The 24883-nt window shown below is 41.3% G+C and carries 21 protein-coding genes and 2 tRNA genes; 6 read left to right on the forward strand and 17 right to left on the reverse strand.

Features of this window, described 5'->3' with window-relative positions; all coding sequences use genetic code 11:
* Nucleotides 1–6: 6 nt before the first annotated feature.
* Nucleotides 7–2328: a TonB-dependent receptor gene (locus ABDZ97_RS07190; RefSeq protein ID WP_343785995.1), complete on the reverse strand. Its 2322-nt coding sequence runs from the start codon at nt 2326–2328 to the stop codon at nt 7–9.
* A 322-nt stretch (nt 2329–2650) separates the two neighbouring features.
* Between ABDZ97_RS07190 and ABDZ97_RS07195 the strand changes: the two genes are divergently transcribed.
* Nucleotides 2651–4651, forward strand: coding sequence for a S41 family peptidase (locus ABDZ97_RS07195; RefSeq protein WP_343785997.1), 2001 nt, complete (start codon nt 2651–2653; stop codon nt 4649–4651).
* Between the two features lie 3 nt (nt 4652–4654).
* On the forward strand, nt 4655–5689 hold the full coding sequence (locus tag ABDZ97_RS07200) for an LIC11966 family surface protein (RefSeq protein ID WP_343785999.1): 1035 nt from the start codon (nt 4655–4657) through the stop codon (nt 5687–5689).
* A gap of 137 nt (nt 5690–5826) precedes the next feature.
* Here the strand turns inward: ABDZ97_RS07200 and ABDZ97_RS07205 are convergent, their stop codons facing one another.
* The 8 genes from ABDZ97_RS07205 to proS all read right to left on the reverse strand — a co-directional run bounded on the left by ABDZ97_RS07205 (nt 5827) and on the right by proS (nt 11506).
* On the reverse strand, nt 5827–6993 hold the full coding sequence (locus ABDZ97_RS07205) for an OmpA family protein (RefSeq protein ID WP_343786001.1): 1167 nt from the start codon (nt 6991–6993) through the stop codon (nt 5827–5829).
* Nucleotides 6994–7003: 10 nt separating this feature from the next.
* Nucleotides 7004–8035: a uroporphyrinogen decarboxylase gene (gene hemE, locus ABDZ97_RS07210; protein WP_343786003.1), complete on the reverse strand. Its 1032-nt coding sequence runs from the start codon at nt 8033–8035 to the stop codon at nt 7004–7006.
* A 28-nt stretch (nt 8036–8063) separates the two neighbouring features.
* The gene (gene ung / locus ABDZ97_RS07215) at nt 8064–8732 is read right to left on the reverse strand and encodes a uracil-DNA glycosylase (RefSeq protein ID WP_343786005.1); all 669 of its coding nucleotides are present in this window, start codon (nt 8730–8732) and stop codon (nt 8064–8066) included.
* Between the two features lie 58 nt (nt 8733–8790).
* Nucleotides 8791–9042, reverse strand: a complete 252-nt coding sequence (gene rpsT / locus ABDZ97_RS07220) for a 30S ribosomal protein S20 (protein ID WP_343786007.1) — start codon at nt 9040–9042, stop codon at nt 8791–8793.
* 37 nt (nt 9043–9079) lie between these two features.
* Nucleotides 9080–9151 (reverse strand) — tRNA-Glu (locus ABDZ97_RS07225).
* A 29-nt stretch (nt 9152–9180) separates the two neighbouring features.
* A tRNA-Glu gene (locus tag ABDZ97_RS07230) sits at nt 9181–9252 on the reverse strand.
* Between the two features lie 91 nt (nt 9253–9343).
* Complete coding sequence (locus ABDZ97_RS07235; RefSeq protein ID WP_343786009.1) at nt 9344–10021, reverse strand: hypothetical protein; 678 nt, start codon at nt 10019–10021, stop codon at nt 9344–9346.
* Nucleotides 10022–10030: 9 nt separating this feature from the next.
* Entirely contained in the window at nt 10031–11506 is a 1476-nt protein-coding gene (gene proS / locus ABDZ97_RS07240) for a proline--tRNA ligase (RefSeq protein WP_343786011.1), read from the reverse strand.
* An 88-nt stretch (nt 11507–11594) separates the two neighbouring features.
* Between proS and ABDZ97_RS07245 the strand changes: the two genes are divergently transcribed.
* Nucleotides 11595–13052 carry a hypothetical protein gene (locus ABDZ97_RS07245; RefSeq protein WP_343786013.1) on the forward strand — a complete coding sequence of 486 codons (1458 nt, stop codon included), beginning with the start codon at nt 11595–11597 and terminating at the stop codon, nt 13050–13052.
* 11 nt (nt 13053–13063) lie between these two features.
* Complete coding sequence (locus ABDZ97_RS07250; RefSeq protein WP_343786015.1) at nt 13064–14551, forward strand: OmpP1/FadL family transporter; 1488 nt, start codon at nt 13064–13066, stop codon at nt 14549–14551.
* Here ABDZ97_RS07250 and ABDZ97_RS07255 read toward each other — a convergent pair.
* The 3 genes from ABDZ97_RS07255 to ABDZ97_RS07265 form a co-directional block, all read right to left on the reverse strand.
* Nucleotides 14540–16072, reverse strand: coding sequence for a hypothetical protein (locus ABDZ97_RS07255; RefSeq protein WP_343786017.1), 1533 nt, complete (start codon nt 16070–16072; stop codon nt 14540–14542). The two genes, ABDZ97_RS07250 and ABDZ97_RS07255, sit on opposite strands and share 12 nt — an antisense overlap.
* A gap of 180 nt (nt 16073–16252) precedes the next feature.
* Nucleotides 16253–17227, reverse strand: a complete 975-nt coding sequence (locus ABDZ97_RS07260; protein ID WP_343786019.1) for a glucosaminidase domain-containing protein — start codon at nt 17225–17227, stop codon at nt 16253–16255.
* A 90-nt stretch (nt 17228–17317) separates the two neighbouring features.
* The gene (locus ABDZ97_RS07265; RefSeq protein ID WP_343786021.1) at nt 17318–18217 is read right to left on the reverse strand and encodes a 1-aminocyclopropane-1-carboxylate deaminase/D-cysteine desulfhydrase; all 900 of its coding nucleotides are present in this window, start codon (nt 18215–18217) and stop codon (nt 17318–17320) included.
* 22 nt (nt 18218–18239) lie between these two features.
* Between ABDZ97_RS07265 and ABDZ97_RS07270 the strand changes: the two genes are divergently transcribed.
* Nucleotides 18240–18437 carry a C1orf53 family protein gene (locus ABDZ97_RS07270; protein ID WP_343786023.1) on the forward strand — a complete coding sequence of 66 codons (198 nt, stop codon included), beginning with the start codon at nt 18240–18242 and terminating at the stop codon, nt 18435–18437.
* Here the strand turns inward: ABDZ97_RS07270 and ABDZ97_RS07275 are convergent.
* Nucleotides 18434–18979 (reverse strand): 1-acyl-sn-glycerol-3-phosphate acyltransferase, encoded by a 546-nt coding sequence (locus ABDZ97_RS07275; RefSeq protein ID WP_343786025.1) that lies wholly within the window; start codon nt 18977–18979, stop codon nt 18434–18436. The genes ABDZ97_RS07270 and ABDZ97_RS07275 overlap by 4 nt on opposite strands.
* A 56-nt stretch (nt 18980–19035) precedes the next feature.
* Between ABDZ97_RS07275 and ABDZ97_RS07280 the strand changes: the two genes are divergently transcribed.
* A complete protein-coding gene (locus tag ABDZ97_RS07280; RefSeq protein WP_343786027.1) occupies nt 19036–20331 on the forward strand; it encodes a hypothetical protein in 1296 nt (431 codons plus the stop codon).
* Between the two features lie 5 nt (nt 20332–20336).
* On the opposite strand, the gene ABDZ97_RS07285 is transcribed toward ABDZ97_RS07280, so the two are convergent.
* The 4 genes from ABDZ97_RS07285 to ABDZ97_RS07300 all read right to left on the reverse strand — a co-directional run bounded on the left by ABDZ97_RS07285 (nt 20337) and on the right by ABDZ97_RS07300 (nt 24818).
* Entirely contained in the window at nt 20337–20672 is a 336-nt protein-coding gene (locus ABDZ97_RS07285; protein ID WP_343786029.1) for an energy transducer TonB, read from the reverse strand.
* A gap of 65 nt (nt 20673–20737) precedes the next feature.
* Entirely contained in the window at nt 20738–22837 is a 2100-nt protein-coding gene (gene recG, locus ABDZ97_RS07290) for an ATP-dependent DNA helicase RecG (RefSeq protein ID WP_343786031.1), read from the reverse strand.
* Between the two features lie 19 nt (nt 22838–22856).
* The gene (locus tag ABDZ97_RS07295) at nt 22857–24017 is read right to left on the reverse strand and encodes a 3-hydroxyacyl-CoA dehydrogenase NAD-binding domain-containing protein (RefSeq protein WP_343786353.1); all 1161 of its coding nucleotides are present in this window, start codon (nt 24015–24017) and stop codon (nt 22857–22859) included.
* A 27-nt stretch (nt 24018–24044) separates the two neighbouring features.
* Nucleotides 24045–24818, reverse strand: coding sequence for an enoyl-CoA hydratase-related protein (locus ABDZ97_RS07300; protein ID WP_343786033.1), 774 nt, complete (start codon nt 24816–24818; stop codon nt 24045–24047).
* Nucleotides 24819–24883: the final 65 nt, after the last annotated feature.

Here is a 24883-nt window from a genome sequence, read left to right on the forward strand (position 1 = left end):
AAAGAATTAAAATTTAAAGTTATAGGTAATGGAAGGAATGATTTTGAACAGTGATGTCTGAACAGCCTGTGTTTTTGACGGATCATTCGGATCTTCTTCGAATGTTATGGTAAATGCATTTTCTCTTGCATACAGGTTATAAAAAGACAAGTTCCAACTTGACTCAAAGCGTTTTCTTTTCTTTCCGTCAAAAGTAATCCCCAGATCCATTCTGTGGTAATCCGGCATTCGGTAGGCGTTTCGTTCGGTATAGTAATTCACTACCTGTCCCTGAATTTCATATTTTCCGCTCGGGAAGGTCACCGCGTTTCCAGTATAATATACCCAGGTAGCTGCCACACTCAGTCTTGGCAAAATCTGATACATCAGGACAATGGATATGTCATGCGTACGATCCTGTCTTGCGGGATAGTATTCATCATTGTTAATTCCTTCGATCTTTTTCTCTACGCGAGACAGTGTATACCCTACCCAACCGGTTATTTTTCCAACTTTTTTCCGGAACAAAAACTCAATACCGTAAGCACGTCCTGTTCCCGTCAAAAGCTGAGATTCTACGTTTTCTCCAAAATCTAACTCAGCTCCGTCCTTATAGTCGATCTGGTTTTGCATCCACTTGTAGTAAGTTTCAACAGACAGTTCCAGCTTATTTGACAGGAAGTTTCTGAAATACCCCAGAGACACCTGGTCAGAAATTTCTGGGCGTACGTTGTAACTACTCGGAATCCAGAGATCAGTGGGACTACCTGTCGTAGAATTCGACAGAAGATGCAGGTTCTGTGTATTTCTTCCATAGAATGCTTTCAGGGAGTTCTTCTCCGAAAGTAACAGATTGATCCCCACTCTTGGCTCAATATTAACATAGGTTTTTCCAAATTCCGCATTCCCCAAACGAGTTGTATCGGTCACATTTCCGGCTTCATTGTAACTATAAAAGTCTCCTCTTCCAACCAGTGTAAACGTCGATAATCGTGCACCGTATTCGAAACCAACCCGTTTGAAAGGTTTCCACTCGTGACTTATGTAGGCGGCATTATCCCATGCATATCGATTATTCTCTTTCGAGTTAGCTATCGGTTGGTTTTCAAGTGCCAGTTTACCGGGTAGAATACGGTGGAAAATGGAGTTAATTCCGAATTTGATTTTATTCTCCGAATTGATAAAATATTGAAAATCCTGTTTCAGGTTATAATTCTGGATTCGCGAAACAATTTCAGCATTGTTTCCGGCAAAATCAATAGACACTTTATAATTATACTCACTAAAGATAAAAGTCGTATTGGAAAACAGCTTCTCACTCACCAGGCTATTCCAGCGTAAAGTTCCCGTTGCGTTCCCCCAGTCCAGTCCAAAGACTTTCTGAAAGCCCAGTACATCTCTTCCGAAATAACCCGAAAGATAAATCCTGTTCCGCTCATTGAGTTTATAATTTGCTTTCAGGTTGAGGTCATAAAAGTACAATTGTGAATTTTTCAGGCTTTCTTCCCGGGATAGTTTTAGGAACAAATCCGCGTATGTTCTTCGTCCTGCAATACTGAAAGAACCTTTATCCTTTACAATCGGACCTTCTACATTAAGGCGGGCCGAAATCAAACCGATTCCACCACTTACTCCGAAACGTTTCATATTTCCATCCTTCATCCGTACATCCAGTACCGAGGCAAGACGTCCTCCAAACTCCGCCGGCTGAGTTCCTTTGTACAAGGTAACATCTTTGAGCGCATCTGAATTGAATACGGAGAAAAAGCCCAAAAGGTGAGAGACATTGTATACCGTTGCTTCATCCAACAAAATCAAGTTTTGGTCTGCAGCTCCTCCCCGAACGAAAAAACCACCGGTTCCCTCTCCGCCATTCTTTACTCCCGGCCGGAGTTGAATGGTTTTCAGGACATCTTTTTCTCCCATTAAAACAGGGACTTTATTAATCTCCCGCATGTCCAGTTTGTCCACTCCCATTTGGATATCGGTTACATTCTGATCCTGGCGTTCTGCTTCAACCACAACTTCATTCAACGTTGTGTTATCTATCAAATTAAAATCCAAACGCTTATCCTCTGTCAGCAGAATAGTATCTTCGACTGTAACAAATCCTACAAACTGAACAGCTATCCTGTATTCACCCTCTGGTAAGGTAATCGAAAAGAAACCGTAGGCATTTGTAGCTGCGCCCGTATTTTCAAGATCGAGAATCCGTACGGTTGCTCCAATTAGTTCTTCTCCCGTTCCTCCATCCCGAACGTAACCACTAAGCGTATATTTATCTTGTGCTGAAACAGTTGTTAAACATAATAGCAGTGTAAAAACTACTAGTAGAGTAAATTTGTTCATTTGAATTTAGTTTTCTCAAAAGTATTACAAATGAAAGGACAATAAGTTTGCCCAATGTGAATTTTACATGAATGGTAAGCAAGAAGTATGACCGGAAAACACTATTTATAGTAATCTGAGTAGTAATTGATTCCAAACTACATTTTTAACAAATTCTTATAAACAAATCATTTACAACAAAATAAACAATATACTATATTATTATAATCCTAAAAGCGATATAACAGCTAAACAGTTCCTCATTTTATGATTACCTTTGCATTTTTTATTGGAAACTGTTTTGAATTTACCAAACTTTATCACCCCACTTCTAACTACCTGCATGCTACTATTTATTGCTGCCGGAAGTTTCTATTCGCAATGCGCGAAAATAACCCCTTTACTGGAACTCTTCGAGCAGGAACATTACTCGAAACAGCCAATTACAGATTCTCTTTCTGAAAAAATAGTGGATCGTTTTATTGATTTGTTAGATGAAGAAAAAAAGTTCTTTACAGAGTCAGACCTCCGTACGATCAAAGATTCATACCCTTCAGAGTGGTGGAAGGATGATGATCAGTTTTGTGAATTTCTGAGACAGACAGAATCGATATACGAAGATCGAATTCAACTTATTGACTCACTTTTACCTGAGCTTATAGCCCCTGTTTCCTTTGAACAGAACAATCAGATTTATACGCGAATTGCTTTCAGAAAAGCATTCCCAAAAGACCTGAAAGAATTACAAGTAAGATGGCAACAACGTGGGAGTCTTCATATACTATACTCCCTGTTTGAAACGGATTCGATTCCTACAGAAACTGAAATTACAGCAAAAAAGAACCAGTTCATTACCAGTACAAGGTGTCGTTTAAAACTATTACTGACACCTGATGAAGGATTGTCCAACAGTATTCTGAATCTCTTTTTCAATGCGATCACTACTACCTATGATCCGCATTCCAGTTATTTCAATATGACTGAGATGAAGATTTTTGAAGAAATGTTGTCAACCGAAGTTGAAGGTTTCGGAATTTCAATCGACAAGAATCAGAAAAACGAAATTATTATTTCGCACATTGTTCCCGGGTCATCTGCCTGGCAATCGGGTAACATTAATGAAAATGATAAGATTACACAGTTAATCGCCGAATCGGATACACTGGATTTACAATGCCTGTCAGTAACCGGAATTTTCAAAAAACTCAGCGCGACTGATATCCGTAAAATAGAGCTTACTGTCGAAAAAAATGATGGCAGTACAGAAAGTATTACTTTAAAAAAGGGAAAACTCGAATCGGAAGACAATACGATCAATAGCTACATCCTAGATAATGGTTCCGGAAAAATTGGTTTCATAATGATCCCCTCTTTTTATACTTCCTGGAGTTTTGAAGATTGGAATGGGTGTGCCAATGATGTCGCTAAAGAAATTCTCAAGCTTAAATCGGACGGTATCGAAGGGATTATTCTTGATCTCCGTTATAATGGAGGCGGTTCCATGAAAGAAGCTATTGATTTTGCAGGAATTTTTATTGATCACGGACCGCTGACAATGTTAGCAGATTCTGAAAAGAATGTAGTCGTAATGAAAGATTTCAACCGCGGACTTGCATACGACGGACCACTTGGGATTTTAATAAACGGAAGTTCGGCTTCGGCATCCGAGGTCCTTGCCGGGGCTCTTCAGGATTATAACCGGGCGATTATCATCGGAAGTTCTTCCTTTGGAAAAGCTTCCATGCAAAGCATCCGACCTGTTGTATTTGACGATGACCACGAAGGATTTGTTAAGTTAACGCTGAGCCAGATCTTTCGGTTAAATGGGATTTCGTACCAACAAAAAGGTATTCAACCGGACATTGAACTCTTTAGCATGTGGGAAGGATTTCACACAAGAGAAAAGGATTTACTAAATTCCATTTATCCGGATTCGATTGATAAAAAAGTTACGTTTTCTCCCTTCCCGCCTCTTCCGGTGAAAGAGTTGCAGGAAAAAAGTTCGAAACGACAAAATAACAGTACAATCGTTGCCTATCATAAAGAAGTAAATGAGGCCATGCTACAATTTCGTAACATTGAACAAATACCACTCAGTTTCGACGGGTTTAAAAATTACTATTCGCACATTGAACAACTTGATTCTCTACTCAACACCTCTCCGGAGGTTGAAGATACTTCTTTCAAAGTTTCAAATCACCGATTTGACGAAACACTATTCCTGTTTAATTCGGAGTTGGAAGAACAGAATAAATTAACCCGGGAGGAACTAAGTTCCGATATTTCTATTCGGGAATCCTATGCAATTTTAGTCGATTACATACAATTAATAAAAGCCAAGTAAATTATGAAAAGTTCATTTTTTTCTACGGCGGTTTTTGTTACCGCTATCTCCTGCAACAGTCTCTTTGCGCAGGACAACGGTGCTGTAGAGCACCTAAACACTCTTAACAGTATCAATAACCCGATTACTACCAAAACCTGGGAATACACCAGTGCAGTAGCGAAGGACAAAGGAGCTCGAAAAATTGATAAAAAGAGAAGTAGTTTGATTAGTGAAATGAATGGAGCCATTCAACACGTTAAAAACACGCCTGCTTATAAAGGTGATGCTTCCTACCGCGACTCAGTTGTTGCTTTCCTTGAAATGAACAAAGCTGTTCTCGTTGACGATTACTCTAAAATTGTTGATATGGAAACTGTAGCAGAAGAATCGTATGATTTAATGGAAGCGTATCTGAAGGTACAGGAAATTGCGAATGAAAAAATGCAACAGGCTTCTGATCGTTTGAATAATCAGCTTCATGTTTTCGGAGAAAAATATGACATTCAGATTATCGAAGGAGAAGCTTCCAAAATGTCATTGCGTGTAGCCCAGGCAAACCGTATGTGGAAGTACTACAACGAAGTCTACCTGATTTTCTTCAAGCCTTACAAGCAGGAAGCTTATTTCATGGATGCTGTACAAAGAGGAGATGTAAATGCCATGGAACAAAACAAAAATTCTCTTGCTGAGTTTGCAAAGGAAGGACTTGAAAAACTTAAATCGATCAGCAACTTTGATGGTGATGCTTCACTAAAAGAAAGTTGTATAGCTATTCTTGAATTTTATCAGGAAGAAGCTGAGAAGCATTTCCCTGTTTTAACGGATTTCTATCTTAAAAAAGAACTATTCGAAAAAACGCAGCAAGCCTTTGAAAAGCTATCCAAGAAAGAACAGACCAAAGAAGCTATTGAAAAATACAATGCAGCGATTACCGATTACAACAATAGCACACAAAACTATAATGCAACCAATGAGAAGTTAAACAGTATGCGTTCAAAACAATTGGACAACTGGAACAAATCAACTTCCCGTTTTACGTCAAAGCACGTGAAGTAATAGGAATTCAGAATTTACAATGCAAACAGCCCGTAGAAAAATCTACGGGCTGTTTTATTTCCTCAAGTTTCATACAAAGTGTAATCAAAAAAGGCTACCGCGATGCGATAGCCTTTTAGTATCTAAAAGTCTGGAATTTATTTAATCACTCTAAACTCTACTCTTCTATTCTTGGCCTGTTTCAATTCGTCATCCGAAGTTTCAGAACTATCCGAAGGCTTGCGATCTCCACTATCTGAACCAACCAGACGAAGATCATTAACTCCCTGTTCCATCAGGTATTTGATCACAGCGTTGATACGCTTCTGAGAAATCCCTTTGAAAACTCCCGGTTTCTCTTCTTCCATTGCTGTTTCTTCAACATCAGAGTGTCCTTCTATTTTCAAACGCATAGATGGATTTTCTTCCATAAGTTTAACAAGACGATCCAGGTCACGTTTTGCTGCTCCTGTAACCATATCCTGACCGAAACCAAAGTAGATCGTACTCGCTTCTACTTTTTCCTCGAGCGTCATGTTATCACGGAAGTAATCACTTTTTGAGAAGATTACCGTCGATCCGAAATCTATTCCCTTATCAACTCCGCAATCACATTTTTCGTCATTCCCCAATAACTGTACAGATACGTTATCCAGATAATAGTATGCCGAAATTGTCTGCGTACCTCTTACTCCTGCTGCTTTCTTAACGCGCTCAGTTCTTGTATCCTCATTACTCTTGAAGTTTCCTATTGTAATGAATTTCTCTCCTCCCTCAGCAGTATAGGTTCCACATACACGATCCCAACCGAAAGTAGCATTGAAAATCTTGTTTTCCCAATCCACTACGTGTGATTCATCAATAATCGATGTTTTCTCACTCGTACCAAACTCTTTTTTACTGAAATTCGCAGCAATATTATTGGATGCGTATTTAGAAAGCTCAGCAAGAGAAACGTAGAATTTAACACAATACTTCATCCCTTTTTTCATCGGGGAAGAAAGCTTGGTTGTTACGTAAGTTCTTGGTAATTTATTGTTGTGCGAATACGTTATAATCCCAGCGTAGTTTGATCCTTCATTAGCAATCTCTCCTCCGTATGGGTTATTTTCCGTATCTACATCCGGTACTTTTTTACTTGGAACGAAAACATCTGATTTTGCCCCGGTAGGATGTGTCCACCCAACCGCATTCTGGATAGATCCTAACTTCTTGACCGTTTTATCAATCGATTCAAAACCTCCGTTTTCTACAAGATTTTCACCTTCCTGTGCCAGTAGTCCAAAAGCGACGAACATAGGAAGAGTCAATATCAGTTTTTTCATAGTTCAAATTTTAACGTTTAAATTCTTTAACCGTTTGTACAAATGTTTTTACCTTCTCCGGATCAACATCCGGGTAAACTCCGTGGCCTAAATTTACAATATGTCTTTTATTCTCAAAGCTATTGAGCATTTTATTTGTGTATTCAGCCACGTTTTCATGCGAAGCATACAACGCACATGGATCCAGATTACCTTGTAAGGTTTTGCTATCTCCTGTCAGTTCTCTGGCTTTTCGTATATCTATTTGCCAGTCTACACCTATTGTATTACAATCCAGGTGAGCCAGTGCTGTGTACGAATGATGCGCTCCTTTCGAGAATAAAGTCAGCGGCACTTCCGTAATCGCATCCGCAATTCTTTTCAAATAACGTAAACCGAATTCCTCATATTGATCCGGTCCCAAAATACCTGCCCAGGAATCAAAAACCTGTAGCATATGTGCCCCGGCTTTTACCTGTGCTTTCAGGTAATCAATTGTCACGGTTGTTATACTTTCTAACAATTCGTGTGCCAAAGCCGGATTTGTATACAGTATTTTTCGTGCTATTGAGAATGTTTTCGATCCCTGACCTTCGGTCATGTAGCAGAAGATTGTCCAGGGCGCTCCGGCAAAACCAATTAAAGGAACGCGTCCTCCTAGCTCTTTATTTGTGATTTTGATTGCCTCCAGTACATAGGACAGTCGTTCTTCCACATCGATAGTAAGGTCTACTTTTTTCAGATCATCTATTGAACGTATCGTTTCTTCAAACCAGGGACCTTTTTTCTCGATCATCTGGTACTCCAGCCCCATCGCTTCAGGAACCACTAAAATATCCGAAAAAATAATGGCTGCATCCACATCCAGAATATCCACCGGCTGAATAGTCACCTCTGCCGCCAGTTCCGGTGTTTCTACCAGTTCCTTAAACCCGGAAAGCGAATTTCTTACCGCTCTGTATTCAGGTAAAATTCTTCCTGCCTGTCTCATCAGCCACACGGGATAACGTTCCGTCATCTCTCCTTTTGCAGCCCGGAGTATCAAATCATTCTTCAAGTTCATACTATGCAAAAATAATGCTTTGTTTGATTTACCAAGCGATTGGCTCTAAATTACGCTCTAACAAAAAAGCGTTTGTTTTACTGAAATGGCGACAACCGAAAAATCCTCTGTGCGCACTTAACGGAGAAGGATGCGGAGCTTCAAGGATATAGTGTTTTTTAGTATCGATCAATATCTTTTTGGATTGTGCCCGACTTCCCCATAAAAGAAAGACAACCGGATGTGGTAAATCGTTTATTTTTCCGATTACCTTGTCGGTAAACTCCTCCCATCCCTGATTAGCATGACTCTGTGGATCTCCTTTCCGAACCGTCAGTACCGTATTCAGCAGAAAAACACCTTGTTCTGCCCAGTGCATCAGATAGCCATTTTTTGGAGGGTTCTGATTCAGGTCTGAACTAATTTCTTTATAAATATTATTCAGGGATTTTGGTAGTGGAAATACATCCGGAAGGACAGAAAAACACAAGCCATGTGCGTGTCCGGGTGTCGGATAGGGATCCTGCCCCAGAATTACTACTTTCACATTGTGAAGAGGTGTTGCTTCAAAAGCAGCAAATATTTTCGTTTTCGGAGGAAGAATCGTATGCTGTTCATACTCTTCTTTCAGAAAAGAAGACAGCTTCTTAAAATAGGGTTGTTCAAACTCCGTCTCAATAAACTCTTTCCAGTCGGGTGCTACATCGTTAAAAGCCATAGGTACAAAGCAAAAAAGGGAGATCAACAGATCTCCCGAATATCGTTACTTCTTTTTCTTACAAGTTATTAACGTGAACCGTCAAACTTGACTTAAGGTTAGCGGCTTTATTCTTGTGGATAACATTTTTCTTTGCTAATTTATCCAACATACCGATAACGGATGGTAAAAGCGCTTCTGCTTCCTTCTTGTCTGTCATTGAACGAAGACTTCTAACTGCGTTACGTGTTGTTTTGTGCACGTACTTGTTTCTAATTCTCTTCGCGTCGTTTGAACGAATTCTCTTTAATGCTGACTTATGATTCGCCATAATTTCTAAACTAATTTTTATTTTGAGTAAAACTCTGTAGCCCATAGGAGAATCGAACTCCTGTTTCCAGGATGAAAACCTGGCGTCCTAACCACTAGACGAATGGGCCAAAAATCAATGAACAATTCTAAAATATCGTAGCCCATAGGAGAATCGAACTCCTGTTTCCAGGATGAAAACCTGGCGTCCTAACCACTAGACGAATGGGCCAATATGTCAATCCCTCGTGAATTTTGGGAGTGCAAATATAACTGAGTTTTTTGAATTCGCAAAGCAGAAATCAAAAAAAAATAAACTTTTTTTAATCCTCATCCATTTCAAACCTGAATCCCAAACGTTTACCGGTTTTCAATTTCAAATCAGAAATCAGGTTTTGCATGTCATAAACAGTCACTTGACTCACCAAATCGTAAGGAGGTGTATAGATATCAAATTCCAGAGCATGACAGAAAGTACGCTGAATAATCTGTCGCAATTCATCCTGCCCTAAAACACCATTCACAAAATCCCGGAACAGGTAACCGATTTCTCCCTTCCCCTCCATCAGATAATGCTTTTCCTTATTTATTAGCAACCTCCCAATAAGGTACCCCTGGTCATTCTGCCGGCTGTAATGAAAAGAATCATACAGGAAGTTGTAAATATTAATGATACCACAGAATCCAAGATCTTTATCTTCTTCCAGATAAGAGGTTTTCCAGATCGGATGGTTATCATCAAACCGAAAGACATTGGTGTGCATGTGGAAAATGAGCACATCACTTCCCACTGCCACCTGTATTTCGTATTCACTTGAATTCATTACCGAAAGACGTACCCGATCATCATCGATTTGTGCACGAAGGATACCGATTTCTTCTTCAATCAGTGTCTTTAGCATAGCAAACTGCTCATGCGTTGTCCGAAAAACATCCTGCTTCAAAGCAGACTTTGTTTTCAACAAATGCACCAAACGCTCATGTGGGTTTTCTTCTTTCATCTTTCCGGTTTAATAAGCTTTTGCAAAAATCACACGTCCAGCCGAGGGTTTTCCTGTCACCATACATTTCCCTTCTTCTTTTGGCATTTCTAATGGAATGCAACGAATTGTCGCCTGTGTATCAGCCTTCACTTTTTCTTCTGTTTCTTCTGTACCATCCCAATGAGCAAGAATAAAACCTCCTTCTTGTTCAATCACCTTTTTAAACTCATCGTATGAATCTACCTTGCGTATATTTTCTTCTCTGAATTTAGCTGCTCTTTCAAAAAGTGAAGTCTGAATTTCCTCTAATAGATTTTCAATATAATCTTCGATTCCATCCCAGCTAACAGAACTCTTCTCTTTCGTATCCCGACGGGCTACTTCCGCTTTCCCTTCTGCCAGATCTCTCGGCCCGATAGCAACACGAACCGGAACTCCTTTTGCTTCGTATTCCGCAAACTTCCATCCCGGACGTTTCTGGTCGTCATCATCAAACTTTACAGAAATCCCTTTAACACGAAGCTTTCCGTTTAGCTCGGCTACTTTCAACGAAATAGCGTCCAAATCTTCCTGCGACTTATAAATAGGAACAATCGCCACTTGAATTGGAGCAAGAGCCGGAGGCAAAACAAGCCCTTCATCATCTGAATGTGTCATTATTAAGGCTCCCATCAAACGTGTAGAAACACCCCATGAAGTAGCCCAAACAAAATCCTGTTTCCCTTCTTTATCTGTAAATTTAACATCAAACGCTTTCGCAAAATTCTGACCAAGGAAATGGGATGTTCCGGCCTGTAATGCCTTCCCATCCTGCATCATCGCTTCAATACAATATGTTTCATCAGCTCCGGCAAATCGCTCACTTGGTGATTTCAGACCTTTCACTACCGGCATTGCCATATAATTTTCAGCAAAATCGGCATACACCTCTAGCATCTGTTCCGCTTCTGCAATCGCTTCCTGACGGGTTGCATGTGCCGTATGCCCTTCCTGCCACAAGAACTCAGCCGTTCGCAAAAACAAACGAGTTCTCATCTCCCAGCGTACAACATTCGCCCATTGATTAATCAGAATAGGCAAATCGCGGTAGGACTGAATCCAGTTTTTATATGAATTCCAGATAATTGTTTCCGACGTAGGTCGTACAATCAGTTCTTCTTCAAGTTTTGCTTCAGGGTCAACAACAACTCCCGATCCATCTTCTGCATTTTTAAGACGGTAATGTGTTACCACAGCACATTCTTTTGCAAAGCCATCCACGTGACTTGCCTCTTTGCTCAGGTAAGATTTCGGAATAAATAAGGGGAAATACGCATTCGAGTGACCTGTTTCTTTAAACTTAGCGTCAAGAATATCACGCATTTTTTCCCAAATCGCATATCCGTACGGCTTAATAACCATACATCCTCTAACGTCCGAATGCTCGGCTAAATCAGCGCGGTAAACCAGTTCGTTGTACCACTTTGAGTAATCTTCCGATCTTTTTGCAAATTTTTGCGCCATTTTTGGTATAATTTTTGTATCTTTATTCTGCGAACAAAGGTAAAAATTCTGTGCGTAAAAGCAGATTTTACATAAAAATATGTAAATTATGAAAAAGGTCAGTAGTTTATTCGCTCTTCTCTCTATCGGTTTGGTTTTGGTTTCCTGCCGACAGTCCTCTTTTATTGCTGAGGATGATGTTTACTCGTCAGGTTCATCTTACACCTATACGAATGACAATTCAGATGCTTCTTACGCCAACTATGTATATTCGAAAGAGAGTAATTCAGGTACAAAAGCAGCTTATTACAATCCTGAAGACACTGTATATAATGACAATAACAACACCTATCAATCAGGTACCGTAATCAATAACTATTATTACGGAAATGATTACCGTTATTATGACAGACCCTACAGTTATTCTTCGTGGGGTTCTCCTTATTATTCTTACCGTCCTTACCGCGTTTGGTGGGGTTGGGGGTACGATCCTTTCTGGGGAGGTAGCTCCTGGTATTACGGATGGAACTACAGTCCTTATTCAAGCTGGGGTTGGGGATATGGTCATCACCCATACGGTTATGGTTACAACCCTTACGCCTGGAATTACGGATACGGATATAACCCTTATGGTTACGGATACGGTGGATATGGCGGTTACTACGGTGGCGTGACAAATATCTACGGAAACGTATATATTAATAACGGTGGAGCAGGCATGACTCCTTACACGTTAAATGCAGGAGGATATTATCAAAAAGGAAACAGTTATGTCGGGAAACGTCCTGTTATGGCTGGAACTTCAGCCCCTTACACAGGTGCGAATAAAGTAAAATCTGCTATCAACCCATCAACAGGGAAACCTATGCAGGTAGATAAGGCAGTGAACAGAAAACCAGAAACATCAACTTTGGCTTCTAAAACTCCTGGAAAAGTGAGTAGCAATACTACCAATTCTAATTTTGCAGCTCCTGCACGAACAGAACGTCTTACCTCCAGTGCGAAACCCTGGACTCCGGAAACGGAGCGCGTTTCTACTTCTTCAAAAGGAAGCAATACCGATGTAAGAAGAGTGAATGGTACACTTGATAGAAATGTTGCAAAACCTGCGACAAATTCTCCCAGAGTTCCTGCCAATTCTTACGCACGTCCTAATACGACATCACAGCCGGCAACAAATAACGGTTCGGATTACAGAAGAAATGATAATCAGATCAACCGTACACCATCCAGTCGTCCGTCTGAGAATCAGTGGAACAGAAATAACACCTCCTCTCCGGCTCCGGGAAGAACTTCTTCTCCGACGATCAGCCGTCCGGCATCCTCTCCTTCTAACGGACGCCCTCAGTCGACTGCACCATCAAGAGAGTATAAGTCTCCATCATCGAGTCCATCCAGAGGAGGGTCGTATTCTCCTTCTTCACGACCTTCAAAAGGTTCGTACTCTGCACCTTCTTCCAGTCCGTCAAGAGGATCTTACAGTTCTCCTTCACGAAGTAATTCAAACGGATCATCATCAGGTAGCGGTTCCAGCCGTCCTTCAAGAAGTGGAATTAGCAGACCTTAAAAAGAAATTTCATGCAAGTTAAAAACATAATTTCGGCGATAGCGCTTACAGCTATCGCCACTTTCTCACATGCACAAAACGAAGTAGACGCTCTTCGATACAGTCAAACATTTTTTGGTGGAACAGCTCGCTACACAGGAATGGGAGGTTCTTTCGGAGCTTTAGGCGCTGACCTTTCGGTAGGTACTTCCAATCCTGCAGGACTTGGACGGTTTTCTCAAAATCAATTCTCATTTACCCTGAACAATTACAGTGTTAGTTCAAATACAGAATTCGGGGGTACAACCAGTAATTCTTTTGTTAATCGACTTAAGGTAGACAACATCGGAATTCTTTTTGCATCTAATCGAGAGTCAAAAGCAAGAGGCTGGCGTCATTTACAATTTGCTTTTACCTATAACAGATTGGCAGATTTCAGTTCGAACCGTTATTATGAAGGAGAAATATTTAACTCTCTCCTTGATGTTTTTGCAGCTCAGGCCTATGGTGTTGATCCCAGTTTATTATATGAATACACACCTTTCACTTCTGCACTTGCCTGGGATACGTATGCTATTGATGAAGTATATGACGCTTCAGGAACAGTTGCCTATCAACCCCGTTTAACAAATGGCAATATGTATCACAAACGATCCATACAAACCCGCGGAGGAATAGGCGAATACAGTCTTGCTTTTTCAGGAAATTATCTGAATAAACTTTATATCGGAGGTTCGATTAATTTTCAAAACACACGTTATATTGAAGAGTATTCACATACGGAAGAATTAACGGAACCCGCAGGCGTTTCCCTTCGCTCGTTTACATATACCTGGCAACAAACAACAAAAGGAACAGGAGTAAATGCCAAATTGGGTGTTATTTATGCCCCCATTGAAGACCTTCGGATTGGTGTTGCCTTTCACACACCAACAATCATGCACTTCAAAGACAGCTATCGAACGGGGATGAATGCCACGCACGACACAGTATATTATGAAATTCCCAGTAATTTTGAACCACAGGGAGAGTTCTCTTACCGTTTTGCCAGCCCGCTTCGCGCTGTATTCTCAGGGGGATATGTTGTTATGAAGCGTCTTGCCATCAACGTAGAAGCTGAATTGGCTACTTATAATAAAGGAAATTTCAGAAATTCAGGTGATCCTATGATGGCTGTTTCGTGGGAAACAGAAAATCAGGCAATCCGTAATTTATATCGCACAACCGTCAACCTGAGAACCGGATTGGAATTTGCGTTCTCTCCTTCATTTTTGGCGCGTGTAGGATTTGCCTACTACCCTTCTCCTTATGATAAAAGTGTCAACAATATCGGAGGAGCTCACTATTTTTATAGTGCAGGAATTGGATACCGCTGGAAAAAGATCTTTATCGACGCAGGATACCGTCTGCACAACACAAAAATTGATTACTATGCATTTAACGCATCGGACCCAACCAATCTGGCGTTAATTACAGAAAACAAACATCAGATTGCTATAACACTCGGGCTACGCTTTTAATCGTTCCCGGATTACTTCTGACATGGGTATATGTTTCAAATGGGACTGTACCCATGCCGGAAGATCAAAATACTCCAGCACAACTCTTTCCTGCGGATTATTCAACAATACCTCCATATCCTGCTCCATCCTTTCAAAAATTTCGGTTTTCGCAGCGTGAGACGGTGCTTTCACCAATTTCTTCAACTGTTTAATCAGGTAATTTTCGATTGTATAATCCCGTTCCGTTTTATTGATATACCGATTGGTTGACTTGATAATGTATGACAGGAATTCATAATTCTCCAGTTCATAATGAATCATCAGATTCAACAGACGGGCAAACGCATACAGATCCTGGCGCAACAACTGCTCATTATCATTTAAGACCTCATTCAGTTCATGCAAAGCCTTTTTGAACTCTCCCAGACCGAAATACGAATATGCTTTCAGAAAGGAGAATGTAATAATCTGTTCCTTGTTCAGCTTATCACCATACAATTCCATTTGCTTCTCCAGTTGTGGAATCAGGTCTACTGATTTATTAAAATCTCCAATAAGGTTATACAGTGTTATCTCAAAGCTGTAACTCACAGCAAAGATTTTCACCATCACTCCCATATTACCAAATCCCTTTTTCCCTTCCAGAGCCCGGATCTCTCCAATCAATTTCGTAGCGTTCTCATAGTCCGAACTATCGATATAGCAACGCAGCAAATGGGACAATGTCAAAAGGTATCTTTTCGCAAGGTCCTCACGGATTTTTGTATTACCATCCAGTATTGTCTTTACTTTATTGAAAAAGACATAACTGTCTGCATAATCTCTGTTGGTTGCACTACACAATCCCTTTATGTAATAACAAATCGTCGTTGCACGCGTAGATATCGCCGTATTCTTCCCTTTTATCAGGTGGTAATTGGCAATATCGTCCACAACTTTTTTCTCGGCCTCATTCCGTGTAAATCCACCCCGGCGAAATACGTAATTGATTTTCGAATAAAGAATCTGATACTCTGCCAGATTCCGGAGCTTCGCTATTACTTCTTCTTCTTCCCGAATGAGTTTATCAACATCGAGATCAAACTCCCCTGATTCGTAGGCTTCTTCCAGTAATTTCTTTTCCCAGGCTAGCAATTCGAACCAATAGTAAAACTTCTCGTGTTCTATCGCTATCTTCTTGGCTTTCCGCACAAATTTCTCGCATTCTTTGTACAATGCTTTTTTGAACAGAATTTCAATATTCTTTAATTCCTGTTTAAGAATACTACTCACGGATTGCTCACTGTAAAATGAGCGCAAACTTTTCAGAATCAGTTTGTATAAGTGATTCTTTTCGGAAGGAAGATGTTGGATAAAACGCTCTTCCTTAAAGTACTTTTTGACTTCTTCTTCGTCATAAACTTCCTGTTTCTCAATGTAATCAAAGAGTTTAAGATAGTTTTTATCACCACTTTGCAGCGACGATGACAACTTGAAGAATCGCTTTTCAGATTTTGTCAGCGACTTAATCAGTTTAAATAATTCATTAGATGGTTTCATGGTGATTTAGATCTTTCAATCCATTAAAATAATAAGAATCGGGCAGATTCACAGAATACCCCTCTAAATATTAGCTCTCAACTATTGGAATCCTATAAACAAAAAAAAACGGAAGCCATACGCTCCCGTTTTTAACAAACAACAACAAACTAAAAACCTCAAGTCCTATTGTTAAGGAAGTTATCTGAGGAAGATCATTTTACCTTTTTCCGGGGTTACTTCCGGGTTGGTAACATTATTCTTTTTCATCAATTTTGTCAGTTTGATTCCCTCCTGCTGAGAGATTTCAATATAATTCATGGTTCCGTCCGAAATTCTTCGCTGTTCCTTCGCCATGGATTTCCCCTTTTTCGGTTGCAGATATACAATATCTCCTTCTTCAAGTACGTCTTTATGCTTATCGAAATCGTTGTAATTGTACAACTGTGACAAAGTCATTTCAAATTCGCGTGCAATCCGGTAGAACGTATCTCCTTTTCCTGCAACAACATATTTTGTTTTGTTACGCTTAAAAACCTGATGTGTTTTTGCCGTCTTTACCACTACTGTAGATTCTTTTACGGTTGTTTCTGTTTTGGTCGGTTTCAGAACAATTTCTTGGGAAGGTTTTACTTCTACCTCCTCTATCCGTTCTACTCCGTACCCTTCTTTATCAAACTTCTGTAGGTCATTCTTTTCAATCAGGTCAATCAGTAAATCTGCGTATTTCGGATTGGTTGCATATCCCGCTTTTTTCAGTCCTTTGGCCCAGCCCTTATAATCGGTTTGCTTTAATTCAAAAAGAGAAGCATACCTCGAACGGGAAGTTAAAAACAAACTGTGATCCCGGTACGACTCCGAAGCATCTTTATAACTTCTGAAACATTCATCTTTTTTATCATCGTCTTTGAAGAATTTCGCCCCTTTCCAGTCGTGACACTTGATACCGAAATGATTATTCGCCTCACGTGCCAAATCACTGTTTCCGTATCCACTCTCCAAAATCCCTTGTGCCAGTGTTATACTCGCCGGAATTTTATATTCAACCATATTACGGATAGCAACATCCTTCCACATCTCTATGTACTGTTCTCTCGAAATCCGCGACGGTGCATCAGCAAACGCAGAAAACCCTGTCAGTACTATCAGTGATATCAGTATTATGTTTTTAACCATTGTCCTGTTGTTTGTATCTCCTATTACGGGAGTTATTCACAATGGTTACAAAAATTGTTGAAAACTTTTTCAGGAGTGTTTATAACCTCATCAATTCCCCTGAAGTCCGCCGGTATGAATGAAAAGAACTTTCTCTCCCGGTTGTATTGCTCCTTCCTCAATGTGTTGCAGAAGTCTGAAAAAAGCCTTGGCTGTGTATACCTTATCCAGCGGCAGATCAAATTCCTTCATCACAAAATCCACGAACCCGGTCAGACGATCATCCAGCTTACCATACCCTCCCCATACGCTATCATCGTAAATGGTACAGTTTTTCATCAAATCTGCTGTCAACTCCTCATCAAAAAAGGCATAGTGCAAATGGTTCCGGATTTCACCGGGCATAAAGTCTCCTTTCAACGCAGAAACAACATGCAGATGATTACCTTCCGGTAAAGCGGATAAAAGTCCGGCAGCTGTTGTACCTGTACCTGCAGCAACATAGGTTCGGGAGAATGACATCCCCTGTATTTCCTTCCAGATTTCCTGACAACCGATCATCCCGAAATAGTTAGCTCCTCCCTCCGGGATAATAAAGGTGTTTTCATACGCTTCATGCAATTGCTCCAAATACATTTTATCATTCCGCATCCGGTATTCATCCCGCGAAATAAAGACAAGTTGCATCCCAAAATCAGCACAACTACTGAGCGTCGGGTTACTGAATTCGTCCAGTTCCTCTCCCCGCACAATTCCAATGCAACGAATTCCTGCCATTGCCGCTGCTTTTGCCGTTGCTATAAGATGATTTGAATACGCTCCGCCAAACGTAAGAATACGCTCATTTTTTCGTCGTTCCGCTTCCCGGATATTGTATTTCAGCTTTCGCCATTTATTACCGGACACAACCGGATCTATCAGGTCATCCCGTTTTACTATTACTTCCACACCTTTCAGGATTCCTTTCGGATCAGCAAGTACCTGAATCAAAGATTTTGATGTGTCCAACATAAATTTGCTTTATTTTTGCAGTATGAGTGATGATATGTCCGGTTTTTCCAAACGCAAGCAACTTGACGACGAAGATTATTACCTCAGCGAAGAGGGGTATATTGTTTTCAAAGCTGCTTACCATTTAAAAAGAGGGTATTGTTGTAAAAGCGGTTGCCGGCATTGTCCCTACGGATACAATAAGAAGACAGGACAAATAGATGATAAAAAATCATCTTAACGGATTCCTTTCTCCGGAAACTTTCCTTTGTAATCTCTGTAAAACGCCTGGATTTCTGCTATATCTTTCTCTACGTCCCCGGTAGGTATGAACTTCTTGGCTATTCCTCCGATCTTTCGTTCGTAATCAACGTATCCCAGAAAAATAGGAACGTTCGCTTTCAATGCCAGGTAATAAAATCCTTTTTTCCAGTTCGGATTGTAGGATCGAGTACCTTCCGGAGTAAACATAACACACAACTTCTCCTGATCTTTAAATTTTTTCGCAATTTGTCCGGTAATATTGGTAGCCCCTCCTTTTCGGTTCACAGGGATTCCTCCCAATGCTTTCAAGAACCAACCCATCGGGAAAAAGAACAGCTCTTTTTTGATCAGAATTTTCACATCAATCCCGTATGCCCACATCGCCAGACGCCCTACTACAAAGTCCCAGTTACTGGTGTGGGGAGCCGAAACCAAAACCGAACGATGTACTTCTTCCGGAATATCATAGTTCATATTCCAACCAAACAATTTCAAGATAAATGCAGAAATTCGCTTCATCCTTTTTTTAGAACAAAGTTAATCGAAATCGCCAATAATGCTAAATTTACAGTGGAATGAAGAATCGTTGGATATATGGAACCGGGATCACAGCTGCATTTGTATTGTTAGCTTCAGTTGTCTTTATTCTATTTGCCGTAAAAACGGAATCTCCTACACTGACCCGATCGCTTGTTCGCGAAAACGCAGAATATGTAGCTGAGTTTCATCCCGCTTACTTTCTTCGTCATGCAATTCTTTCACCTGTACTGGACACCACTCTAACAGAAGAAGAACGGCTTATTTTTAAGATGGATGAGGAGATGCTACAGGAAACCTCATCAGGGATCAATCTTCTGTCTCCGTTTTACTTCTCCTACCGGAAAGAAAAAAACGAACCATTGTATCTCTTGTATTTTTCGCTTTCTTCTGTTACTGATTTTGTTGCGTTTAGCAAAAGACAGGAGAACGTTTTATCGGGTTTTGTTTTTCACAACAATGCGTATTCGGGAGTTGTCGCCTACTCTCCGACCTTACCTGAACAGGAAATTACGGCTTTGCTGGAAAAAGAATTTTCTCCCTCGGGAAGCGGAGAAGAATCGTTCTTTAACCGGGAAGAAAAACAACAGGAAAATCCCTCTCCGTTTCTATTGTACTCCAAGGAGAAGAAAGCTACACAACTGGGTTATCACGTGGCAGAAAACAAAATTACCTTTTCCGGAAGCCTGTCTTCTCCTTATGACTTCACTCCGATCTCAACGGTTCTGAAAAAGGATCCCCGGGCTTTTTATCTTGCTACGGCAACCAATCAGGCAAGTAAGGATTTGCTTACGCCTTATATCCGGGACTATGTGTCTGTAGATTTTTGGGAATCTGTTCGTGGGGTAGAGATGAATTATTACGGGGTACTGATCAACCCCAAAACCAAAAAACCGGAACCTGTTTTTTCGCTTCACCTGCATTACCTGGGGTATACCGGCGAAAAATTACTTCCCGAAAACATACAATACAGTAGTGATTCTTCAAGCATAGATCTGGCAGGAAAAATTCAACTTTCAGTTCAGGATTCCGGATCTGTTTTCTCTCTTTACAACGCTCCCTTCACACATATATCCTCTGGAAAACCGGTGATTTTTGCTGTTTCAGGAATTCCACAAACGGTATTGAGAATTGATGAACCTTTTAAATCGGTGGCTTTGGGACTTTATCCCGAATTACGCGCACTGGATCGTTTCACAGCCGCTTTTGAGCAACTGGATTGCCAGCTTACGTTACAAAACGGCGTCCTTTCTATTCATCAGGAAGCAACTTTCAAGCCGGGAATTAATCCATTCTTTGAGTTGTTTTACCTGGCTCGAAAGACTATCCGCTAGTCAGCTTATTCTTCTTTTTCGATCATAACCCGAAGACGGGCTCTGTGAAACTTGGGATAATGGTATCCTTTTTCAAATTTCAGTGTTTTTATTTTCTCTTTCACCATCATGTGCGTGGGAATAGAAACAATGGTGGATTCGTTTCGGATGACCTGTACAGAAGTTACATCTCCGTCTATGTTAACGGCTATCTCCACGACCACTACTCCTTCCTGATTTCCTTTCAGTAAGTAGTTAAACGGAGTTAGCATTTTTCGTCCATCGTCTTTAATTTCCCCGGTCATTTGAGCCTTACCTGTAACAGCAGCTAATACCATGACCACCAACACTACATATCGCATACTTTCGCTTGTTTATTCCTGATTCTACGTAATCAGAACGAAATCGTTACGGGAAAAGTGTGTGGTCAGGCTATTTTACTCCAGTTGGGCTTGCCTTTGAGTTGTTGGTTCAGTTTTTTCCGGATCCCTGCATGTTGTGCTTCTGCCAGTTGTGGATCTTTTTCGACCAGTTCAAAAGCAGTTGCACGCGCGATGGTCAGAATCTGTCCGTCTTTTGCCAGGTCGGCAATCTGCAGATCAAGAATTCCGCTCTGCTGTGTTCCCATGATGTCTCCGGGACCCCGCAGCTCCAGATCCACTTCGGCAATGCGGAAACCGTCATTGGTTGCACACATGGTCGAAAGGCGGGTTTTGGCTTCGTTACTGAGTTTATTTCCTGACATGAGAATACAGTACGACTGCTCTGCACCTCTTCCGACACGTCCCCGAAGCTGGTGTAACTGGGAAAGTCCGAAACGTTCGCTCGACTCAATAATCATAACGGATGCATTGGGAACATTCACACCTACCTCAATAACTGTGGTCGCTACCATGATTTGTGTTTCACCATTAACAAATCGCGCCATTTCCCAATCCTTATCTTCTGCTTTCATCTGTCCGTGCACCACACTGACTTTATAGTCCGGCAACGGGAATCGACGGGTAATGGCTTCGTACCCCTGCATCAGGTTCTGGTAATCCAGTGTTTCAGATTCCGAAATTAACGGATAAACGATATACACCTGTCTTCCTTTTCGGATTTCTTCTTCGATAAATCCAAATACTTTCAAACGCTGACTTTCGAAGTAATGTACCGTTGAAACAGGTTTTCTTCCCGGTGGCAATTCGTCAATTACCGAAACATCCAGATCACCGTAAAAAGACATGGCGAGTGTTCTCGGAATGGGAGTTGCTGTCATCACCAGAATATGCGGAGGAAGGGTATTTTTTTTCCAGAATTTTGCCCGTTGAGCGACACCAAAGCGGTGTTGTTCGTCAATTACGGCATAGCCTAAATTTTTAAATTTCACTTTTGGTTCAAGGAGTGCATGTGTTCCTACCAATATGTGAATTTCTCCGCTTTCCAACCCCGCGTGAAGTTCTTTCCTCGCCGCCGCTTTGGTTGATCCCGTCAGCAGTTCTATCCGAACGGGCATATCCTTTACCATTTCTTTCAACGAAAGATAATGTTGATTGGCAAGAATTTCCGTAGGTGCCATAAGGGCTGTCTGGTAACCATTTCCTACAGCTATCAGCATGGTCAAGAGCGCCACAACGGTTTTTCCACTCCCGACATCTCCCTGGAGCAACCTGTTCATCTGGCTTCCTGTGTGAAAGTCGGAGCGAATTTCTTTTATCACGCGTTTTTGGGCATTGGTCAAAGGAAACGGAAGGTAGTTCTCATAAAAATCGAGGAAGGTGTGCCCTACTTCTGTAAACACAAAACTTTTGTTTCTCTGTTTACCAATTTCTTTGCGAATGATCAATTCCAATTGCAAGAAGAATAATTCTTCAAACTTGAGGCGGAAACGGGCTTTTTCAGCCATGGCAGGGCCAGAAGGGAAATGAATATTCCGTAACGCTGTATTCCGGTCAATGAGGTTGTTTTTTTGGAGAAAATCCGGTGGAAAATAATCGGGAATGGCAACTGTGATATGTTCAAACAATGTACGTGTCAGTTTTTCGATCCCTTTGGAATTTAATCCTTTGGCAGACATTTTCTCTCCGCTCGGGTATACCGGCTGTAATTGCTTTCCAGCAGCTGTATTTTCTTCAAAAACCTCCAGTTCGGGGTGTGGAACAGACCATTTTCCGCCAAATAGTTTGGCTTTTCCGAAAAGAATATAGGTTTTGGCAGGATTGAGTGAACCCTGAATGTATTTCACACCCTGAAACCAAACCAGATCCACCACTCCGGAACCATCGGTAAATTTAGCATTCAGTCGCTTTCCTCTTCCGGCTCCGGTTACGGTCACACCAGATATTCGCCCTTTCAGCTGGACATATCCTTCAGTAGCAGGAACATCCCGCACCGCATGAAACTTTGTCCTATCAATATAGCGAAAAGGGAAATAATGGAGCAGATCCCGAAAGGTAAAGATCTTCGCTTCTTTCCGAAGAATCTCACCCCGCTGCGGACCAACTCCTTTCAGATATTCTATTGGCGTATCGAGTAATTGTGCCATTCATTTACCTCGCCTGTGTTTAGTCTTTGAATTGTGTTTCTCCGTTTCGAACCATTCGTTTCAATAACGGACTGGGACGGTAGCGATCTTCTCCGTATTCGTCTTGTAAAGCTGTTAATTTTTCCAGCACCCATTCAAGTCCTGCTTCTTCCGCCCACTGCAACAAACCTTTCGGATAGTTTACGCCTTTGGTCATCGCCAGATCAATGTCTTTTTTGGAAGCAATATTGAGGAACAGGGCATCGATAGCTTCGTTCATCAACATCACCAGGATACGATCCAGAATTTCTTTCCCCAGTTTTTCATCTTTTACGGGTTCGGGTAAGGTTACTCCTTCTGCATAGTTATAGTATCCTCTCCCTGATTTACGTCCCAGGTATCCGGCTTCCGAATGGCGTTTTTGTGTCAACGAAGGCCGGTAGCGCGGATCGTAATAGAAAGCTGCAAAAACAGTTTCAGTCACTGTATAGTTGATGTCGTTCCCGATGTAATCCATTAAGGTGAAAGGTCCCATGCGGAATCCTCCCAGTTCGGTCATTGCCCAGTCAATCGTAGCAAAATCGGCAATTCCTTCTTCGTAAATACGCAATGCTTCCCCGTAAAACGGACGGGCAACGCGGTTTACAATAAACCCGGGAGTATCTTTTGTGAGTACGGTTACTTTTCGCCAACTGTCAATCAACTGTTTTGCAGTCTGCAATGTGGTTTCTGTCGTTTGTACGGCAGGGATGATCTCTACCAGTGGCATTAGCGGTGCCGGATTAAAGAAATGAATTCCGATAATCCGTCCCGGATTGTTCAGAACAGCACCAATAGAGGCTACAGAAAGTGAGGATGTGTTGGTCGCCAGGATGCAATCCGCTCCTGTTATGGTTTCCAGATTACGGAAAACTTCGTTCTTTATTTTCAGATTTTCGACAATCGCCTCAATGACTATTCCCGAACCTGCAAAGTCCTCCAGGGAAGATGAAAAGGTGATCCGTCTCAAAACATCATTGGCTTCATTGTCCGAAAGTTTTCCTTTTTCAACCAGTCTGAAAAGAATTTTCGTAAGCGCATTTTTTGCTTTTTCCAGTTGCTGTTCATTTACATCTACCAGTACAACCTGATGTCCCGCTGTTGCAGCGACCTGGGCAATACCACTTCCCATCGTTCCGGCACCCAAAACTCCTACCTGTATCATGCTAAACTCTATTTCGTTTGTTTTTTATTCTCCTTTAAATTCCGGTTTGCGTTTTTCAAGGAACGCTGTCGTACCTTCCTGAAAATCGTAGGTACTTCCCGCCTGTGTCTGTAACTCCTCTTCTACTTTGAGTTGCTGGGAAAGGTTGTTGGTCATGGATGCGTTCATGGCGATCTTTGTCAGACCTAATCCACGGGTTGGCATTTTTGCCAGTTGCTCGGCAAATTTCTCAACGGTTTCCATCAGCATTTCATCACCAACTGATTTATAGATCATGTTCATGCGCTCCGCTTCTTCGGCAATTACTTTGTCCCCGGTCATCATCAAGGCCATTGCTTTCTGAAAACCGATCAAACGGGGTAGAAAAAATGTTCCTCCGCTGTCCGGAATCAATCCGATTTTTGAAAACGCCTGAATAAATGAAGCGGAATTACCGGCAAAGACGATATCACACGCCAGTGCTATATTTGCTCCTGCTCCAGCTGCCACACCATTTACAGCAGCAATCACCGGTTTTTCAATGGTACGTATTTTTCCTATTATCGGGTTGTAATGTTTTGCTACGATTGATTGCAACTCCGGACCATTCGGATCGGTAGCTTCTGCCAGATCCTGTCCGGCACAAAATGCTTTTCCTTCCCCGGTAATAACTACAGCTCTGATATCTCTATTAGTTACCGCTTCATCCAGTGCTCCCTGAACAGCAAAAGCCATTTCCTGATTGAATGAGTTGAATACCTGCGGACGGTTCAACCGAATCCACAATACATTATTTTTGATTTCTTTGATAATAGTCATCTTGTTCCAATTTGGGCTTAAAGTTAGAAAATTTTCGCAAGGGCAGGAAGAGAAGCCTCCCGTGT

Origin of the sequence: Wandonia haliotis (assembly GCF_039523435.1) — a bacterium.
GTDB classification, from domain to species: domain Bacteria; phylum Bacteroidota; class Bacteroidia; order Flavobacteriales_D; family Crocinitomicaceae; genus Wandonia; species Wandonia haliotis.

Bases quoted from the DNA above. Each gene is read 5' to 3' on its own strand.
- ABDZ97_RS07190 (WP_343785995.1), bottom strand. From the start codon at position 2,328: ATGAACAAATTTACTCTACTAGTAGTTTTTACACTGCTATTATGTTTA.
- ABDZ97_RS07195 (WP_343785997.1), top strand. From the start codon at position 2,651: ATGCTACTATTTATTGCTGCCGGAAGTTTCTATTCGCAATGCGCGAAA.
- ABDZ97_RS07200 (WP_343785999.1), top strand. From the start codon at position 4,655: ATGAAAAGTTCATTTTTTTCTACGGCGGTTTTTGTTACCGCTATCTCC.
- ABDZ97_RS07205 (WP_343786001.1), bottom strand. From the start codon at position 6,993: ATGAAAAAACTGATATTGACTCTTCCTATGTTCGTCGCTTTTGGACTA.
- hemE (WP_343786003.1), bottom strand. From the start codon at position 8,035: ATGAACTTGAAGAATGATTTGATACTCCGGGCTGCAAAAGGAGAGATG.
- ung (WP_343786005.1), bottom strand. From the start codon at position 8,732: ATGGCTTTTAACGATGTAGCACCCGACTGGAAAGAGTTTATTGAGACG.
- rpsT (WP_343786007.1), bottom strand. From the start codon at position 9,042: ATGGCGAATCATAAGTCAGCATTAAAGAGAATTCGTTCAAACGACGCG.
- ABDZ97_RS07235 (WP_343786009.1), bottom strand. From the start codon at position 10,021: ATGAAAGAAGAAAACCCACATGAGCGTTTGGTGCATTTGTTGAAAACA.
- proS (WP_343786011.1), bottom strand. From the start codon at position 11,506: ATGGCGCAAAAATTTGCAAAAAGATCGGAAGATTACTCAAAGTGGTAC.
- ABDZ97_RS07245 (WP_343786013.1), top strand. From the start codon at position 11,595: ATGAAAAAGGTCAGTAGTTTATTCGCTCTTCTCTCTATCGGTTTGGTT.
- ABDZ97_RS07250 (WP_343786015.1), top strand. From the start codon at position 13,064: ATGCAAGTTAAAAACATAATTTCGGCGATAGCGCTTACAGCTATCGCC.
- ABDZ97_RS07255 (WP_343786017.1), bottom strand. From the start codon at position 16,072: ATGAAACCATCTAATGAATTATTTAAACTGATTAAGTCGCTGACAAAA.
- ABDZ97_RS07260 (WP_343786019.1), bottom strand. From the start codon at position 17,227: ATGGTTAAAAACATAATACTGATATCACTGATAGTACTGACAGGGTTT.
- ABDZ97_RS07265 (WP_343786021.1), bottom strand. From the start codon at position 18,217: ATGTTGGACACATCAAAATCTTTGATTCAGGTACTTGCTGATCCGAAA.
- ABDZ97_RS07270 (WP_343786023.1), top strand. From the start codon at position 18,240: ATGAGTGATGATATGTCCGGTTTTTCCAAACGCAAGCAACTTGACGAC.
- ABDZ97_RS07275 (WP_343786025.1), bottom strand. From the start codon at position 18,979: ATGAAGCGAATTTCTGCATTTATCTTGAAATTGTTTGGTTGGAATATG.
- ABDZ97_RS07280 (WP_343786027.1), top strand. From the start codon at position 19,036: ATGAAGAATCGTTGGATATATGGAACCGGGATCACAGCTGCATTTGTA.
- ABDZ97_RS07285 (WP_343786029.1), bottom strand. From the start codon at position 20,672: ATGCGATATGTAGTGTTGGTGGTCATGGTATTAGCTGCTGTTACAGGT.
- recG (WP_343786031.1), bottom strand. From the start codon at position 22,837: ATGGCACAATTACTCGATACGCCAATAGAATATCTGAAAGGAGTTGGT.
- ABDZ97_RS07300 (WP_343786033.1), bottom strand. From the start codon at position 24,818: ATGACTATTATCAAAGAAATCAAAAATAATGTATTGTGGATTCGGTTG.